Below are 13,967 nucleotides of genomic sequence, written 5' to 3' on the forward strand. Positions count from 1 at the left end.
CCTGGTGCAGAAGGCTTGCTAGTGCAGGCCGAAGTTGTCCGGCGCCTCGCTCTCCAGCGCATCGGCAGCCGCGCCGTACAGGCTGCGCGACACATAGCTGCGCACCTGCGCGGCGCGCTGGCGCAGCCACGTTGCCTTGAGCCGGCGCGCCTCCCGCACGGTCGCGGTCTGGTCCGGCGCCAGTGCCAGCACGTCGATCACGTGCAATGCCAGTTGCGTATCGCCGCGCTCGGCCAGGGCCTGCGCGTGGCGCAGCAGCGCGCCGTGGTCGGCCACGGCGGCGGCGATCTCTGCCGCGGCCTGCTGCGGTGGCGCCGGGTGCAGCGTGGTTGCGTTGCGGTCCCACCAGCCGTTCTCCGAGCGGTAGATGTCGCGCGCGATGTAGCTGGGATCGCCATAGGTGGGCCGCATCCAGGGCTGGTCGAACAGCGCCGCGGGTGGCTGCAGCGCGGCCAGCATCTGGCGCTCGTTGCAGCCGGCGTTCATCAGCCGCACCACCTCGGCGCGCAGCCAGCGCAGGGCGCGCGCGGTTTCGCCCAGCACGCGCTGGCATTCGGCTTCGCCCTGCACGGTGGCGCCGAACTCGCGCACGACTGCCAGCGGCTGCAGCGCCGCGAGGCGTTCGAGCGTATCGGCCCAGCGCACGGTGTCGCGCATGGTGCGGAACGGGGTGCCGATGTTGGGGATCGAGTCGATCACCGCGGGGCCGCCGTAGAGCACCCGCCGGCCCGGCAGCCAGACGGCGACGGCGTCGTCGGTCTCGGACGGCGCCCACAGGACTTCGGCGCGGCGATCGCCGTGGCCCAGCGTCACGCCGTCGGCAAAGGTCTCGGTGGGCGCCACCTGGGCCAGCTTGCCCGCCAGCGCGCCGGCCGGCTGGCGGAACTGGATCTCGGCCATGCGCTGCTGCATGCGCTCGGTCTCGCGGTAGCGCGCCTGGCGCGCCAGCACGTTGACGTGGGCCAGCACGCGCGGCGAGGGCTCGCCGCGCGCGGCGGCGTGGTCCAGCCATTGCTGCAGGCCGGCGTTGTAGCCCATATGGCCGTGGCTGTAGCAGATCGCCAGCACCGGCAGGCTGGTCTGCGTGCGCAGCGCCTCGATCATGCCCCGCGTGATGCGCCCGCCGGGGCCGCTGTCGACCACCAGCAGGCCGTCGCCGATATCGGCAACGAAGCTCTGGCCCTGCCCGTGCAGCAGCCAGACGCCGTCGCCGGCGCTGTCGATCCCCGTGCCCGTGACCAGCGCCGACGGCCGGTCTTCGATGTCCTGCATGCTTGCCTCCCTGCTATCCGGTTGGTGTCCGGTGCCACTGTCAGGCAAGAAGGCGCCGCGCAGGGATTGGGGAAAATCCGGCCGCACCGCGGCGTACCGGCCGCAAAGCCAGCACCGGGGCGGCACGGCGCCGGTTTGAGAATTTCAGGTGTAAACCGCTGGTTAGCACCGTGCCGCTGCTGGCAGTTCCCGGCAGCCGCGCGCTGCGCTAACGCGCGCCAGGCGGGAAATGCCGTTCAGTGAAGGGATCGTTCCCGCGAAGGCGGAACCCAGTGACTTTCAAAGACGCTGGATTCCCGCCTGCGCGGGAATGACGGTAGTGATTGGACGGGCGTTAACTGAACGGCATTTGCGCTCAGGCCGGGCGGCGCAGCGGGCTGTCGGGCAGGTGGGTCAGGTAGTGGACTTCGCGCCGCAGCTGCGTGGCAAATTGCGCGGCGACCGGCGTCATCGGCGAATCGGCGCGGTAGATCAGGCTGACGCGGTGGCTGGGCAGCGGGTCTTCGATCGGCAAGGGCACCAGCCCGGCGGCGGCCAGCTGGCCCGGCACCAGCTGGCGCGGCAGCATGCACAGCAGGTGGCGGTCCTGCAGCAGCGACTGGATCATACCGATGGTGTCGCAGCGCACCGCCACGCGCGGCAGCGGCAGGTCGTGCTCGCGGAAGGCATCGAGGATGGCGGCGCCCGGGCCCTGCATGCGCTGGCCGGTCAGCACCCAGTCGGAGCCCACCAGCTCGCGCAGGCGGCGCGCATGCCGCAGCGGGTGCTCGCGGTGCGCCACCACCACCGAATCGTTGTTGTAGAGCGGCTCGCAGGTGAACTCGCGCTCGATGCCCTCGTCCGGCACCGGGCTGACCGCCATGTCCATCACCCCCGCGCGCAGATCGTCCAGGTGCATCGGATAGACGCCGCTGTCGATGCAGACCAGCACGTCCGGATGCTGGGCGCGGAAGCGCGTCAGCACCGCCGGCAGCAGCAGGTGCGCCGGACCGCCGGTGGCGCCCACGCGCACCACGCCGTTGCGCGCGCCCAGCATCTGCCGCATCTCGTCGCTGGCCTTGCGAGCTTCGGTGGCGATCAGGCGCGCGCGTCGCAGGAAGGCCTCGCCATAGCGCGACAACACCACGCCGCGGGTGGTGCGGGTCAGCAGCGGCACGTGCAGCTCTTCCTCGAGCTGGCGGATGCTCTTGGTGAGTGCCGGCGCCGATACGTCGCGGGCGCGCGCGCCGGCGCGGATGCTGCCGTGCTCGGCCACGGCGATGAAGTCCTGCAGTTGGTTCAGGCGCATGGAGAGTCCCGTTCAGACGATAGCCAGGGGGTCCCAGCATAGCGGCAATCCGCGGGGTTCGAGATAACCCGGGGTGCTAACCCACGGTTTGCACCGCAGCCGTTTTGGCATCTGCCGTGATGCGCGGTGCTCACGCATGATCGCTCCACATCGACGCCAACCGCCGGCCGCGCCGGCTTCTTCGGGGAGTGAAACCACATGGCGAGCACGGCAACACGGCAAGACCTGCCGCTGGCAGGCATACGCGTGGCGGAGTTCGGGCAGTTCATCGCGGCGCCGGGCGCGGCCATGATGCTGGCTGACCTGGGCGCGGACGTGGTCAAGGTGGAGGCGCTGCGCGGCGACAGCGCGCGGCGCTTCGACGGCACCAGCCCGCAAAGCCCGATGTTCCTGGCCTACAACCGCGGCAAGCGCGGCATCGCACTGGATCTGCGCACGCCCGGCGGGCTGGATGCGGCGCGGCGGCTGGCGCTGGCCAGCGACGTGGTGCTGCACAACACCCGCTCCGGCGTGATGGAAGCGCTGGGGCTGGACGCCGCCACGCTGCGCGCCGCGCGTCCCGGCCTGATCCACGCTTCCATCAGCGGCTTCGGCACGCGCGGGCCGTCGCGCACGCGGCCCGGGCTGGATATCGCCGCGCAGGCGGAAAGCGGCATGATGTCGGTGACCGGCGAGGCCGGCGGGCAGCCGCTCAAGGCCGGCTTCGCGCTGATCGACGCGGCCACCGCGCTGGCGGCCGCCAATGCCATCCTGGCGGCGCTGTTCCGGCGCGAGCGCACCGGCGCCGGCGAGACCATCGAGACCTCGCTGCTGTCGGTGGGCGTGCAGCTGCAGGCCCAGCTGTGGGCCGAGTACCAGTGCTCCGGCGCGCTGCCGGTGCGCAGCGGCAACAGCCAGCCCAAGGCGGCGCCGGCGGCCGACGTGATCGCGGTGGCCGACGGGCATATCGTGCTGTCGGCCTATCTCGACGAACACTGGACGCGGTTGTGCGAAGCCATCGGCCAGCCGGCGCTGGCGCACGACGCGCGCTTTGCCAGCAACGCACTGCGGGTGCAGAACCGTGCGGCGCTGCTGTCGATCCTGCACGACGCCATGCGCCACCTGAGCGGCGATGCCGCACGCGCGCTGCTCGAACGCCACCAGGTGGTGGTGGGCGTGGTGCGCGACTACCACCAGGTCAGCGCCAGCGCCGATGTGCGCGCCAGCGGCATCATGCGGCCGGTCGACGACGGCGAGGGCGGGCGGCTGGAATTGCCCGGACTGCCTTTCACCATGGCAGGCCTGCCTGCGGGCGGCGTGCCCTCGGTGCCGCGGCTTGGCCAGCATACCGCCGAGGTGCTGACGGAACTGGGCTACGGGGCCGCGGAGATCGATGCCATGGCGCGTGCCGGACACATCGGCATGGAACACGTCGCGCAGGAGGCGGCATGAACGCGCCGCAGCCTGCCGTCCTGCTGCAGCGCCACGCCGGCTGGGCCGAACTGGTGCTGAACCGCCCCGCGCGCCGCAATGCCATCGACATGGCGCTGGCGCGCGCGCTCGGCGACGCGATCGAGACCCTGGCCGCCGACGACAGCGTGCGCGCGGTGCTGCTGCGCGGCGCCGACGGCGGCTTCTGTTCCGGCCTGGACCTGCAGGCGCTGCAGGTCGAAGCCGGCGGGCTGGCGGCGTTCGCGCCGGTGTGGGAGCGCGTGCACCAGGGCCTGCGGCACAGCCGCAAGGCCTGGGTGGTGGCGCTCGAGCGCCATGCCATCAATGGCGGCGCGGCGCTGGCGCTGGCCGGCGACCTGCTGGTGTGCGGCGCGGGGGCCTTCCTGCAGATCGGCGAGATCCGCCTGGGCATGGCCGCGCCGCGCAATGCCGAGTGGCTGGCGCTGCGCCATGCGGAAGCCGTGGCCGCGCGCCTGTGCCTGCTGGGCGACCGCGTGCCCGCGCCCGAACTGCTGCGCCTTGGCATCGCCACCGAGATGGTCGACGACACCCAGGTGCTGGACCGCGCGCGCGGACTGGCCGCCACCATCGGCGGCTTTCCGGCGGATGGCGTGGCCGCGATCAAGGGCGGCATGCGCGCGGCCAGCGCTGCCCGCCACGGCAACACTTGAGGACAGACACGGATGACCGATCCCCATACCCCTGACATGGCCGACGACGAGGCCTCGTTGCAGGCCTTCCGCGCCGAGGTGCGCGCGTTCGTCGCGCACGCGCTGCCCCATGCCGTTCGCGAGAAAGTCCGCCTCGGGCTGGAGGTCAGCAAGCAGGAGCTGGTCGACTGGCAGCAGCGGCTGGCGCGGCGCGGCTGGCTGGTGCCGCACTGGCCTGCGGCCTGGCAGGGCTGTGACTGGAGCGCCGAGCGCCGCGCCGTGTTCCAGGAGGAACTGGTACTGGCGCACGCACCCGAGAGCGGCGGCATCAGCCTGGAGATGATCGGGCCGATCCTGATCCGCTACGGCACGCCGGCGCAGCAGCAGCATTTCCTGCCGCGCATCCTGAACCAGGAGCACTGGTGGTGCCAGGGCTATTCCGAGCCCAACGCCGGCTCGGACCTGGCCTCGCTGAAAACGCGTGCGGTGCGCAGGACCCGGCCCGACGGCAGCGAGGTCTACGTGGTCAGCGGCAGCAAGATCTGGACTTCGTACGCGCAGTACGCCGACTGGATCTTCTGCCTGGTGCGCACCGATACCGAGGCGCGCGCGCAGCAGGGCATTACCTTCCTGCTGATCGACATGCGCAGCCCCGGCGTAAGCGTGCGGCCGCTGGTCGGCATCCATGGCTGGCACCTGTTCAACCAGGTGTTCTTCGACGAGGTGGAAGTGCCGGTGGAAAACCGCGTCGGCGACGAGAACGCCGGCTGGTCCATCGCCAAGTCGCTGCTCGAGCACGAGCGGCTGAACCTCGCGCGCGTAGCCGAGAACCGCCGCCGCCTGGCCAAGGTGCGCGCCATCGGCGCGGAGCTGGAAGAGGGTGGCCAGCCGCTGCTGCAGCGCCCGTGGTTCGCGCGCCGGCTGCGCGCGCTGGAGGTGCGGCTCGAGGCGCTGGCGGCCACCGTGCTGCGCTTTCGCCGGCAGGCGCGCGCTGGACAGGCGCTGGGGCCCGAGACCGGCATGCTCAAGCTGCTGGGCAGCCGGCTGATCCAGGACATCGAGAACCTTGCGGTCGATGCACTGGGGCCGGACACGCTGGCCTATGACCGTGCCGCGCACTTCGAGCCCGCCGCGCCGGAACCAGGGCGCTCCGCCTACGCCGCCGCGGCGTCGGCGCGCCGCTTCGTCACGCGCGGCTACACCATCGCCGGCGGCTCCAGCGAGATCCAGCACGAGCTGCTGGCCAAGCAGGTGCTGGGCCTGTAGCGCGGCCACGGTGGCTGCAACCTCTGCATAAGGACACGAACAGATGAGCGATGCAACGGACGATCGCCGCATGCTGCGCGACAGCGTGCGGCGCTATGTCGAACGCGGCTACGGCTTCGAGCAGCGCCGCGCCGCGCTGGCCGGGCCCGATGGCTTCTCGCGCACGCACTGGCGGGCGTTTGCCGAGATGGGCTGGCTGGCGCTGGGTTTGCCGGAAGCCTGCGGCGGCCTGGGCAACGCCACCGACCAGGCGCTGCTGGCGGAAGAACTGGGCCGCGCCCAGCCGGCCGAGCCGTGGCTGGCCAATGCCGCGCTGTGCGCGCCGCTGCTGGCCGTCTGCGACGACCCCGCGCACGCGGCCGCCGCGGCGGCGATGGCCGAAGGCGGCGCCATGCTGGCGCTGGCCGCATGGGAAACACAAGGGCGCTATGACGCCTTCGACATCAGCACTACGGCGCAGGCCGACGCGGCGGGGCAATGGACGCTGGACGGCCGCAAGACGCTGGTGCTGGGCGGCGGCAGCGCCAGCCTGCTGCTGGTGCTCGCGCGCACCGGCGGCCAGCGTCGCGAGCGTCATGGCCTGACCCTGTTCGCGGTGCCGGCGGAGACGCGCGGCGTCAGCGTCGAGGCGCTGCCGACCTACGACGGCCGCCAGACCGCCAGCGTGACGCTGCGCCGCGCGGTGGTGCCGGACCGCGCGCGCATCGGCCTGCGCGACGGTGCCTGGCCAATGGTGGAGGCCGCCATCGACCGCGCCACCGTGATGGCCTGTGCCGAAGCCGTCGGCACCATGTCTCGCGCGTTCGACCTGACCCGCGACTACCTGGCGACGCGCGAGCAGTTCGGCCGGCCGCTGACCGCCAATCAGGTGATCCGCCACCGGCTGGTGGACCTCTATGTCAGCGTCGAGCAGGCACGTGCCATCACCGAAGCCGCGGCCGACGCGCTGCAGGGCGATGCGGTGGCACGCATGCGCGCGGTCTCGCATGCCAAGGCCTTTGTCTCGGAGGCCGGGCGCGCGCTGGGCGAGGACGCGGTGCAGCTGCACGGCGCTGTCGGCATGACCGACGAGGTCGAAGTCGGCCACTGCTACAAGCGCCTGGCGGCGCACGCCAACCTCTTCGGCGACGCCGACTGGCACTACGAGCGGCTGGCGGCACTCGATCACGCGGCGCAGGCGCAGGCCTGAGCCGGTTCAGCGCGGGCGCCCGGGACCGCCGGCGCGCCTGCTGACGACACGCCGGCAACGTACCGGCATGCGCGGCCAATGCGCCGCAACGGAGACAGCAATATGAGCAGCCAGCACAATCGCGCCCGCAAGGCGCGCGCCACGCGCGCGGCCCTGGCCGCGGCGCTGGTCCTGGCGGGCGCCGCCAGCGCGCACGCCGAGGCACCTTACCCCAGCAAGCCGATCCGCATGGTGCTGCCGTCGGGCGCGGGCACCGTGACCGACCAGACCGCGCGGCTGGTGGCCGAGCGCCTGACCGCGGGGCTGAAGCAGCCGGTGGTGGTCGACAACCGCCCCGGCGCCAACGGCATCATCGCCAGCGAGACCGTGGCGCGCGCCGCGCCCGATGGCTACACGCTGCTGTTCACCTATGCCGCGACCATGACGGTGAACCCATGGACCACGCCGTCGCTGCCGTACGACCCGGTCAGGGACTTCACGCCGATCGCGCGGCCCAGCCAGCCCGGCGGCAACCTGCTGGCGGTCAGCGCCGAGGTGCCGGTGCGCAGCCTGCAGGAGCTGATCGCGTATGCCAGAAGCAGCAAGACGGAACTGGCGTACTGCTCCTGGGGCGTTGGCTCCGGCGGCCACCTGGCCATGGAATACCTGAAGGCGAATGCCGGCATTCACCTGCGCCACATCCCGTACAAGACCGCGACTCAGTGCAGCAACGACCTGGCCGCGGGCCACGTCACCATCGGCATGACCGATGCCATTTCGTCGGTGCCGCACCTGAAGTCCGGCCGCATCCGCGGCATCGCGGTGTCCGGCCCGGAACGCCTGCTGACCGCGCCCGACGTCCCCACCATGTCGCAGCAGGGCGTGCCGTTCCAGCAGGCGAGCTGGGTCGCCATCTTCGGACCGAAGGGCGTGCCCGCGCCGATCGTCGAGCGGCTCAACGCCGAGGTCAATCGCATGCTGCAGAACCCGGCCGACCGCGCCAAATTCGCCGCGATGAACCTGCAGCCGGCCGCGCCGTCGAGCCCGGCCGACCTCGGCAAGCTGCTCAGCGCCGACCTGGCCGCATGGGGCGAGGTGGTGAAGGTGGCGGGGCTGCAGGCGAAGTAGGGCCGACACACACAACAACGAGGACGGGAGACAGAGAGCGTGAAGGCAACACAGTGGATGGCGATGGGCGTGGCCCTGGCCGCGGGCAATGCCGCGGCCGGCACCATGCAGTTGTTTGGCGTGGTCGACGCATCGATCGAATACGCCAAAGGCTCCGACAGCGTGGTGCGCATGCGCGAAGGCCAGCAGGCCGCATCGCGCTGGGGCATCCGCGGCATCGAAGACCTCGGCGGCGGGCTCAAGGCCAACTTCCTGGTCGAGTCGGGGTTCAATATCGACACCGGCACGGAATTCTTCGGCAACAACCGGCTGTTCGGCCGGCAGGCCTATCTGGGCCTGTCGGGCAACTGGGGCGAGTTCCGCCTGGGGCGGCAATACACGCCGTCGTTCTATGCGCTGCTGCGGCTGGATCCGTTCCTGCTCAACGGCGCGGTGTCGCCGTTCAACCTGCTGAGCGCAACCGCATCGCAGGGCACCGGGCACGTGGCCTACGGCGCCCGCTTCGACAACGCGGTGCAGTATTTCTCGCCCAAGTGGGGCGGCTTTTCCTTCGGCGCCGCGGTGGCGCCGGGCGAGGTGCCGGGGTCGGCGCGCTCAGGGCTGAACTTCGGCATGAATGCGACCTACGAGGCCGGCAACGTCTACGCGTTTTACTCCTACCAGGGGATGTATTCGGGCGCCAACGTGCCGGTGGAACCGACGCTGACTTCCAACCATTTCGTCGGCGGCTCCTATCGCTTCAAGCCGGTGGAGATCGGCCTGCTGTACAGCGCCGCCAGCAGCGACCGGCCCGAGACCCGCTCGGCACGCCACTACGGCGTGACCTTCAGCTGGAACGTGACGCAGCGCGACACCTTCAAGGCCGCCGCACTCAAGCGCCAGATCCTGGGCGGCGGCCAGCGGCCGCTGGCGGTGACGCTGGGGTGGGACCATGACCTGAGCAAGCGCACCACCGCCTATGTGCGGGCGGTGCTGGTGCATAACAGCCCCGGCGGCAGCGTGAGCAACAACAGCATCGTGATTGACCCGGGTAGTGGGGATGATGCGAAGTCGGTGAGCGTGGGGTTGCGGCATCGGTTTTGACAGGCTGCGCGTAGCAACCGGGAGCGTCATTGAAAGGCGCCGCCGCTTGCATACGCTCCCCTCTCCCGCGAAGTGAGAGAGGGGAGCAAACCGCGAGCGCGCAGGCGGCCCGAGCCATGCCAGTTACTTCAACTGCTGCGCAAACTCATCCAGCTGCGTAATGCAGATCCCCCAGCCCTCATAAAACCCCATTTCCTCATGCTGTTTGCGCGTAGCCTCATCGGGATGCATCACGCGCGCAATATAGCGGGTGCCGTCGCCCTCGTCGGCCATGGTGATGACCGCGGTCATCGACAGCCATGGCGTGCCGGGCCGGTACCCTGCGACCAGCGCCGAGGTGGAGACGATCTTCTCCATCGGCACGATCTCGAGGAAGCAGCCCGGGTTGTCGCTGGTGCCGCCGTCCGGTCCTTGCATGAAGGTATGGAAGGCGCCGCCGGGGCGCATGTCGAAGGCGCGGACCTCGGTGGTCCAGGGCTTGGGGCACCACCATTGCTTGAGCAGCTGCGGATCGCTCCAGGCGCGCCAGACCTTGGCGCGCGGGGCCTTGAGCAAGCGCGAGATGACCAGGTCCTGGCTTTCCGGGCCGGCGGCGTTTTCATTCGTCATGGGACTGTTCCTCTTGGTGAAGGGCTTCGACAAAAGCCGCCAGGCGGTCGGTACGGGCCTCCCACAGGGCGCGCTGGTCGGCCAGCCATTGCTGCGCGTCGGACAGCGGTTGCGGTACGAGTTCGCAGGTGCGCACGCGCCCCGTCTTGCGCGAGCGGATCAGGCCGCTGCGCTCCAGCACCTGCAGGTGCTTCATGAACGAGGGCAGCGCCATCGCGAACGGTGCCGCCAGCGCCGACACCGTTTCGGGCCCGCGCCCGAGCGTGCTGACGATGGCGCGGCGGGTCGGATCCGCCAGCGCATAGAACACGCCGGAGAGCGAGGCAAGATCGACAGCCTGGGACACGTCTGCAAACTCGGCACAATGGTTAGCCACGCGGCTAAGTATAGGGAGCCAGCCGGAACTTGCAAGGCCAAAATGCAAGGCGCCCCGGACCAGCCGGGGCGCCTTGCAGCCAGGGCCGTGCGTTTGAGCCTATTGCTGGCGAACGTATGCCGCCAGGGCCTTCACTTCGTCCGGCTTCAGGCCGGCGAACGGCGGCATCGGCACCGCGCCCCACTTGCCGCTGCTGCCGCCGCGGATGCTGGCTTCCAGCCTGGCTTGCGCCTGCGGGTCGCCCTTGTAGCGGACCGCGACCTCGTGATAGGCCGGACCGACGATCTTCTGCGTGGCGCTGTGGCAGCTCAGGCAGGCGTTCTTCGCCAGCAGGCCCTGCACATCCACCGCCGTGGCAGTCGCCGCCGGCGCGGCCTGCGCAACCGCCGGCTTGCCGGCCTTCTGCGCGATGGCCACGATCTCCGGGTCCTTGATCTTTGCGGAGCCATAGGCCACCGCCAGGTAGGCGCCGAGCTGCTCGACCTCGGCATCGTCGATCGGCGCGCCATAGGCCTGCTGCATCTTCTTCATCTCGGCGGTCCACTGCGCCAGCGTCAGCCCGGGCGGCTGGTACGAGACGTAGTCGGCCGAATGGCAGATTGCGCATTTCTGCGTGGCGATGCCGTAGCCGGGGAGTTTTGCCGGCTTGAGCTTGACGTTCTCCGCCGGCAGCTTGATGTCCTGCGGCGCGGCGCCGGCATGGCCGGCACCGAGCAGCACGAGCGCCAGCAGCGCGGGGGCGATGGTTGCTTTCATGGCGCGTTCCTCAGGCGATGGTGACCGGCGTGGCTTCGATGACATTGCGGCGGTAGCCGGCGGGGTTCCAGTTGGCTTTTGCCGGCTGGGTTTCGCCGTTGTTGCTGGTGGCGCGCACCATCAGCACCGCCGGTCCCTTGCGCGCGAACTTCACCGGCAGGTGCCATGCGCGGAACGAGAAGCGGCCCAGGTCTTCGCCAAGCTTCGCGGCCTGCCAGTTCTGCCCGCCATCGACCGAAACCTCAACCGCGCGGATGCCGGAGCCGCCGTCGAAGGCAATGCCCTTCAGTTCGACGGCGCGGCCGGCCGGCAGCCTGCCGCCGCTTTCCACGCTGGTGATAAAGCTGCGCACGGCCAGCGTCGAGATCGGCCGCGTCTTCGCTGCCGGCGTGCCGGGGGCCACGCACTGGCAATCGTTGTCCGGCACGCGGTAGCCCTTGGTCATGAAAAACGCATCATGGCCCTCGAACGGGTGGTCGAGCACCTCGATCTCGTGCAGGTGCTTGATCCAGTAGGTGCCGAAGTAGCCCGGCACCACCAGCTTGAGCGGATAGCCGTTGAGCAGCGGCAGGTCTTCGCCGTTCATGCCCCATGCCAGCAGCGGCTCGCCGTTCATCGCGTGGGCGATATCGAGCGACTTGCGGAAGTCCGGCGTGCCTGGCAGCACCGGCGTATCCATGCCGTTGAAGGTCACCACTTTGGCGCCGGCCTTGACGCCCGCGTGCTCCAGCACCTTGCGCAGCGGCACGCCGGTCCAGCGCGCGTTGCCCATCGCCCCGTTGGCCAGCTGCGCGCCGAACACGCGCGGCTCGGAGAAGCCGCGGCTGTTGCCCGAGCACTGGTTCACGGCGACGACGTCGACCGGCTCGGCCAGCCGCTTCAGTTCATCGAGCGACAGCTTCAGCGGCTTGCCGACGTGGCCGTCGACGCTCAGCCGGTAAGTGGCCAGGTCCACCGATAGCGGCAGGTTGGCCAGGTGGTAGCGCACGAAAAACGCGTCGTTGGCGGTGATCGGCCCCTCGTTGAACGCAGAGAAGGGCGTTTCCAGATGCGGCGGCCGTGTGCTCACGCGTACCAGCGGACGCTTGCCCGGATAGCGCACCAGGGGGCGCGGGCCGTCGGCCAGCGTGACGCCATCGGTCGCACGCGCAGCCTGCGCGGCCAGCGCGCCGAGCGGCGATGCGCCCAGCGCAAGCAGGCTCGCGCCTTGCACCAGGCGGCGCCGCGATGCCAGCGGCCGGTCGTTGTCGGCGGATGGCGCCGGACGGTTCTTGTTTCGCATGGGGGCGTCTCCTTCGGGGCGTGTTGTGGCGCGCACGGCGCTGTGGCGGATACTTTGACGCCGGCTCATCAAGTTGTGAAACGGGTTTTGCTGCTAGTCGTTATCGATTTATTCGATATAGGGGAAGACCACTGCCACCGCCCCGACAAAACCGCTTGCATCGCAAATTCGGTTTCCCTACACTTACCAAAACGTTTTTGTTAGCGGAAATCGATAATATCTGCGGCGAATTGCGCACAGACGCAGCCAGTGGCCAATGGGCCACCGGCATAACGCCCGCCACACCAAACGAGGAGCAAAGCATGTCCCATCCCGACCCCGCGCCGGTGGATGAACGGCTGCCATGGCGGCGCCTGTTCGTCTTCGGGCTTCAGCACGTACTAGTCATGGCCGCGTCGCCGATCGCGTCGGTCTTCCTGATGAGCAAGGCGCTCAACTTCCCGCCCGCGCTGGCAGTGCAGCTGCTGAGCGCCACCTTTGTCATCTGCGGCCTCGGCACGCTGCTGCAGTCGCTGGGCAAGCGCGGCATCGGCGCGCGCCTGCCGTTCGTGATGCTGCCCGGCGGCGCGCCGATCGTGCTGTTCATCCTGATCGCGCAGCAGACCGACGTGCAGACCGCGGCCGGCGCGGTGATCCTGACCGGGGTGTTCTACTTCCTGGTGCTGCCGGTATTCCGGCGCTGCCTGCAGTACTTCCCGCCGGTGGTGGTCGGCACCATGCTGCTGCTGGTCGCGATCAACCTGGCGCAGGTGTCGGGCAAGCTGGTCGCCGGCCACCCCGCCGCGGGCAGCGCGGTGGATCCGCTCAACCTGCTGCTGGCCTTTGCCACCATCGCCTGCACCGTGGCGGCGTCGCGCTGGCTCAGCGGCATGCTGGCGCAGCTGGCGATCCTGCTCGGGCTGCTGGGCGGTGCGCTGGTGGCGGGGCTGACCGGCGCGTTCCACGTCGGCCAGGTGTCGATGTCGCCGGTGCTGGCGTTGCCGACGCCGTTGCCGTTCGGCTGGCCCACCTTCGACGTGGTGGCGGCGATCCCGCTGATGGTGTTCGCCGTGATCTCGATGGTGGAGGCTACCGGGCAGACGCTGGCGATCAGCGATGCCGTGGGCCGGCCGGTGGACCAGCAGCGCGACGTGCCGCGCACCATCCGCGCCGACGCGCTGACCTCGCTGCTGGGCGGGATGTTCGGCACCTCGCTGATCATCACCAGTGGCGAGAACATCGGCATCGTGCGGGCGACGGGCGTGCGCTCGCGCTTTGTCACGGCGATGTCGGGCGCGATCCTGGTGGCGTTCGGGCTGCTGGTGCCGGTGTCGTCGCTGATCAGTGCGATCCCCGAAGCCGTGGTCGGCGGCACCGGACTGGTGGTGTTCTGCATCGTCGGCACCATGGGCATCGACATGCTGCGCAAGGTGGACCTGCGCGACCACGCCAACATGTATGTGGTGGCGGTGGCGCTGGCCGTGGGCCTGCTGCCGATCCTGGTGCCGGGCATCTATGGCGGCCTGCCGGCCAACCTGCGCATCCTGGTGGGCAATGGCGTGGCGATGGGCGCCATCACCGCGGCGCTGCTCAACTTCCTGTTTTTCCATACGGGTCTGCGCACCGCGACGGCTGACACGGGCGCGATCGCGCGCGACGATGCCGCCGCCACGCACTGA

13 protein-coding genes are annotated in these 13,967 nt (G+C 70.2%); 7 read left to right on the top strand and 6 right to left on the bottom strand.

Annotated elements, in window-relative coordinates; translation table 11 throughout:
* Positions 1-18: 18 nt before the first annotated feature.
* Together RALTA_RS19165 and RALTA_RS19170 are read right to left on the bottom strand one after the other, a co-directional pair.
* Positions 19-1,272, bottom strand: a complete 1,254-nt coding sequence (locus tag RALTA_RS19165; protein WP_012355546.1) for an alkyl sulfatase dimerization domain-containing protein — start codon at positions 1,270-1,272, stop codon at positions 19-21.
* Between the two features lie 355 nt (positions 1,273-1,627).
* Positions 1,628-2,560, bottom strand: a complete 933-nt coding sequence (locus tag RALTA_RS19170; protein WP_012355547.1) for a LysR family transcriptional regulator — start codon at positions 2,558-2,560, stop codon at positions 1,628-1,630.
* Between the two features lie 198 nt (positions 2,561-2,758).
* Between RALTA_RS19170 and RALTA_RS19175 the strand changes: the two genes are divergently transcribed.
* From RALTA_RS19175 to RALTA_RS19200, 6 genes are all read left to right on the top strand, one after another.
* Positions 2,759-3,991: a CaiB/BaiF CoA transferase family protein gene (locus RALTA_RS19175; protein WP_012355548.1), complete on the top strand. Its 1,233-nt coding sequence runs from the start codon at positions 2,759-2,761 to the stop codon at positions 3,989-3,991.
* Complete coding sequence (locus RALTA_RS19180; protein WP_012355549.1) at positions 3,988-4,662, top strand: enoyl-CoA hydratase/isomerase family protein; 675 nt, start codon at positions 3,988-3,990, stop codon at positions 4,660-4,662. The genes RALTA_RS19175 and RALTA_RS19180 overlap by 4 nt, the downstream gene beginning before the upstream one ends.
* Before the next feature lie 12 nt (positions 4,663-4,674).
* On the top strand, positions 4,675-5,907 hold the full coding sequence (locus RALTA_RS19185; RefSeq protein ID WP_012355550.1) for an acyl-CoA dehydrogenase family protein: 1,233 nt from the start codon (positions 4,675-4,677) through the stop codon (positions 5,905-5,907).
* A 43-nt stretch (positions 5,908-5,950) separates the two neighbouring features.
* On the top strand, positions 5,951-7,096 hold the full coding sequence (locus RALTA_RS19190; RefSeq protein ID WP_012355551.1) for an acyl-CoA dehydrogenase family protein: 1,146 nt from the start codon (positions 5,951-5,953) through the stop codon (positions 7,094-7,096).
* 102 nt (positions 7,097-7,198) lie between these two features.
* The gene (locus RALTA_RS19195) at positions 7,199-8,203 is read left to right on the top strand and encodes a Bug family tripartite tricarboxylate transporter substrate binding protein (RefSeq protein ID WP_050976548.1); all 1,005 of its coding nucleotides are present in this window, start codon (positions 7,199-7,201) and stop codon (positions 8,201-8,203) included.
* Positions 8,204-8,260: 57 nt separating this feature from the next.
* Positions 8,261-9,286, top strand: coding sequence for a porin (locus RALTA_RS19200; protein ID WP_041232483.1), 1,026 nt, complete (start codon positions 8,261-8,263; stop codon positions 9,284-9,286).
* 123 nt (positions 9,287-9,409) lie between these two features.
* Here RALTA_RS19200 and RALTA_RS19205 read toward each other — a convergent pair whose 3' ends face one another.
* From RALTA_RS19205 to sorA, 4 genes are all read right to left on the bottom strand, one after another.
* Complete coding sequence (locus RALTA_RS19205) at positions 9,410-9,895, bottom strand: SRPBCC family protein (protein ID WP_012355554.1); 486 nt, start codon at positions 9,893-9,895, stop codon at positions 9,410-9,412.
* Complete coding sequence (locus tag RALTA_RS19210) at positions 9,885-10,241, bottom strand: ArsR/SmtB family transcription factor (RefSeq protein ID WP_012355555.1); 357 nt, start codon at positions 10,239-10,241, stop codon at positions 9,885-9,887. Before RALTA_RS19210 ends, RALTA_RS19205 begins: the two co-directional genes overlap by 11 nt.
* A 129-nt stretch (positions 10,242-10,370) precedes the next feature.
* Complete coding sequence (sorB, locus tag RALTA_RS19215) at positions 10,371-11,027, bottom strand: SorB family sulfite dehydrogenase c-type cytochrome subunit (protein WP_012355556.1); 657 nt, start codon at positions 11,025-11,027, stop codon at positions 10,371-10,373.
* Positions 11,028-11,037: 10 nt separating this feature from the next.
* Entirely contained in the window at positions 11,038-12,309 is a 1,272-nt protein-coding gene (gene sorA / locus RALTA_RS19220; RefSeq protein ID WP_012355557.1) for a SorA family sulfite dehydrogenase catalytic subunit, read from the bottom strand.
* A 302-nt stretch (positions 12,310-12,611) separates the two neighbouring features.
* Here sorA and RALTA_RS19225 point away from each other — a divergent pair, with 302 nt between their 5' ends.
* Entirely contained in the window at positions 12,612-13,967 is a 1,356-nt protein-coding gene (locus RALTA_RS19225; RefSeq protein ID WP_041232484.1) for a uracil-xanthine permease family protein, read from the top strand.

Source organism: Cupriavidus taiwanensis LMG 19424 (assembly GCF_000069785.1).
In the GTDB taxonomy this organism is placed as follows: domain Bacteria; phylum Pseudomonadota; class Gammaproteobacteria; order Burkholderiales; family Burkholderiaceae; genus Cupriavidus; species Cupriavidus taiwanensis.

Coding starts and splice junctions, on each gene's coding strand:
- RALTA_RS19205 (WP_012355554.1), bottom strand. CDS start 9,895: ATGACGAATGAAAACGCCGCCGGCCCGGAAAGCCAGGACCTGGTCATC.
- RALTA_RS19170 (WP_012355547.1), bottom strand. CDS start 2,560: ATGCGCCTGAACCAACTGCAGGACTTCATCGCCGTGGCCGAGCACGGC.
- RALTA_RS19190 (WP_012355551.1), top strand. CDS start 5,951: ATGAGCGATGCAACGGACGATCGCCGCATGCTGCGCGACAGCGTGCGG.
- sorA (WP_012355557.1), bottom strand. CDS start 12,309: ATGCGAAACAAGAACCGTCCGGCGCCATCCGCCGACAACGACCGGCCG.
- RALTA_RS19180 (WP_012355549.1), top strand. CDS start 3,988: ATGAACGCGCCGCAGCCTGCCGTCCTGCTGCAGCGCCACGCCGGCTGG.
- RALTA_RS19165 (WP_012355546.1), bottom strand. CDS start 1,272: ATGCAGGACATCGAAGACCGGCCGTCGGCGCTGGTCACGGGCACGGGG.
- RALTA_RS19175 (WP_012355548.1), top strand. CDS start 2,759: ATGGCGAGCACGGCAACACGGCAAGACCTGCCGCTGGCAGGCATACGC.
- RALTA_RS19185 (WP_012355550.1), top strand. CDS start 4,675: ATGACCGATCCCCATACCCCTGACATGGCCGACGACGAGGCCTCGTTG.
- RALTA_RS19225 (WP_041232484.1), top strand. CDS start 12,612: ATGTCCCATCCCGACCCCGCGCCGGTGGATGAACGGCTGCCATGGCGG.
- sorB (WP_012355556.1), bottom strand. CDS start 11,027: ATGAAAGCAACCATCGCCCCCGCGCTGCTGGCGCTCGTGCTGCTCGGT.
- RALTA_RS19200 (WP_041232483.1), top strand. CDS start 8,261: ATGGCGATGGGCGTGGCCCTGGCCGCGGGCAATGCCGCGGCCGGCACC.
- RALTA_RS19195 (WP_050976548.1), top strand. CDS start 7,199: ATGAGCAGCCAGCACAATCGCGCCCGCAAGGCGCGCGCCACGCGCGCG.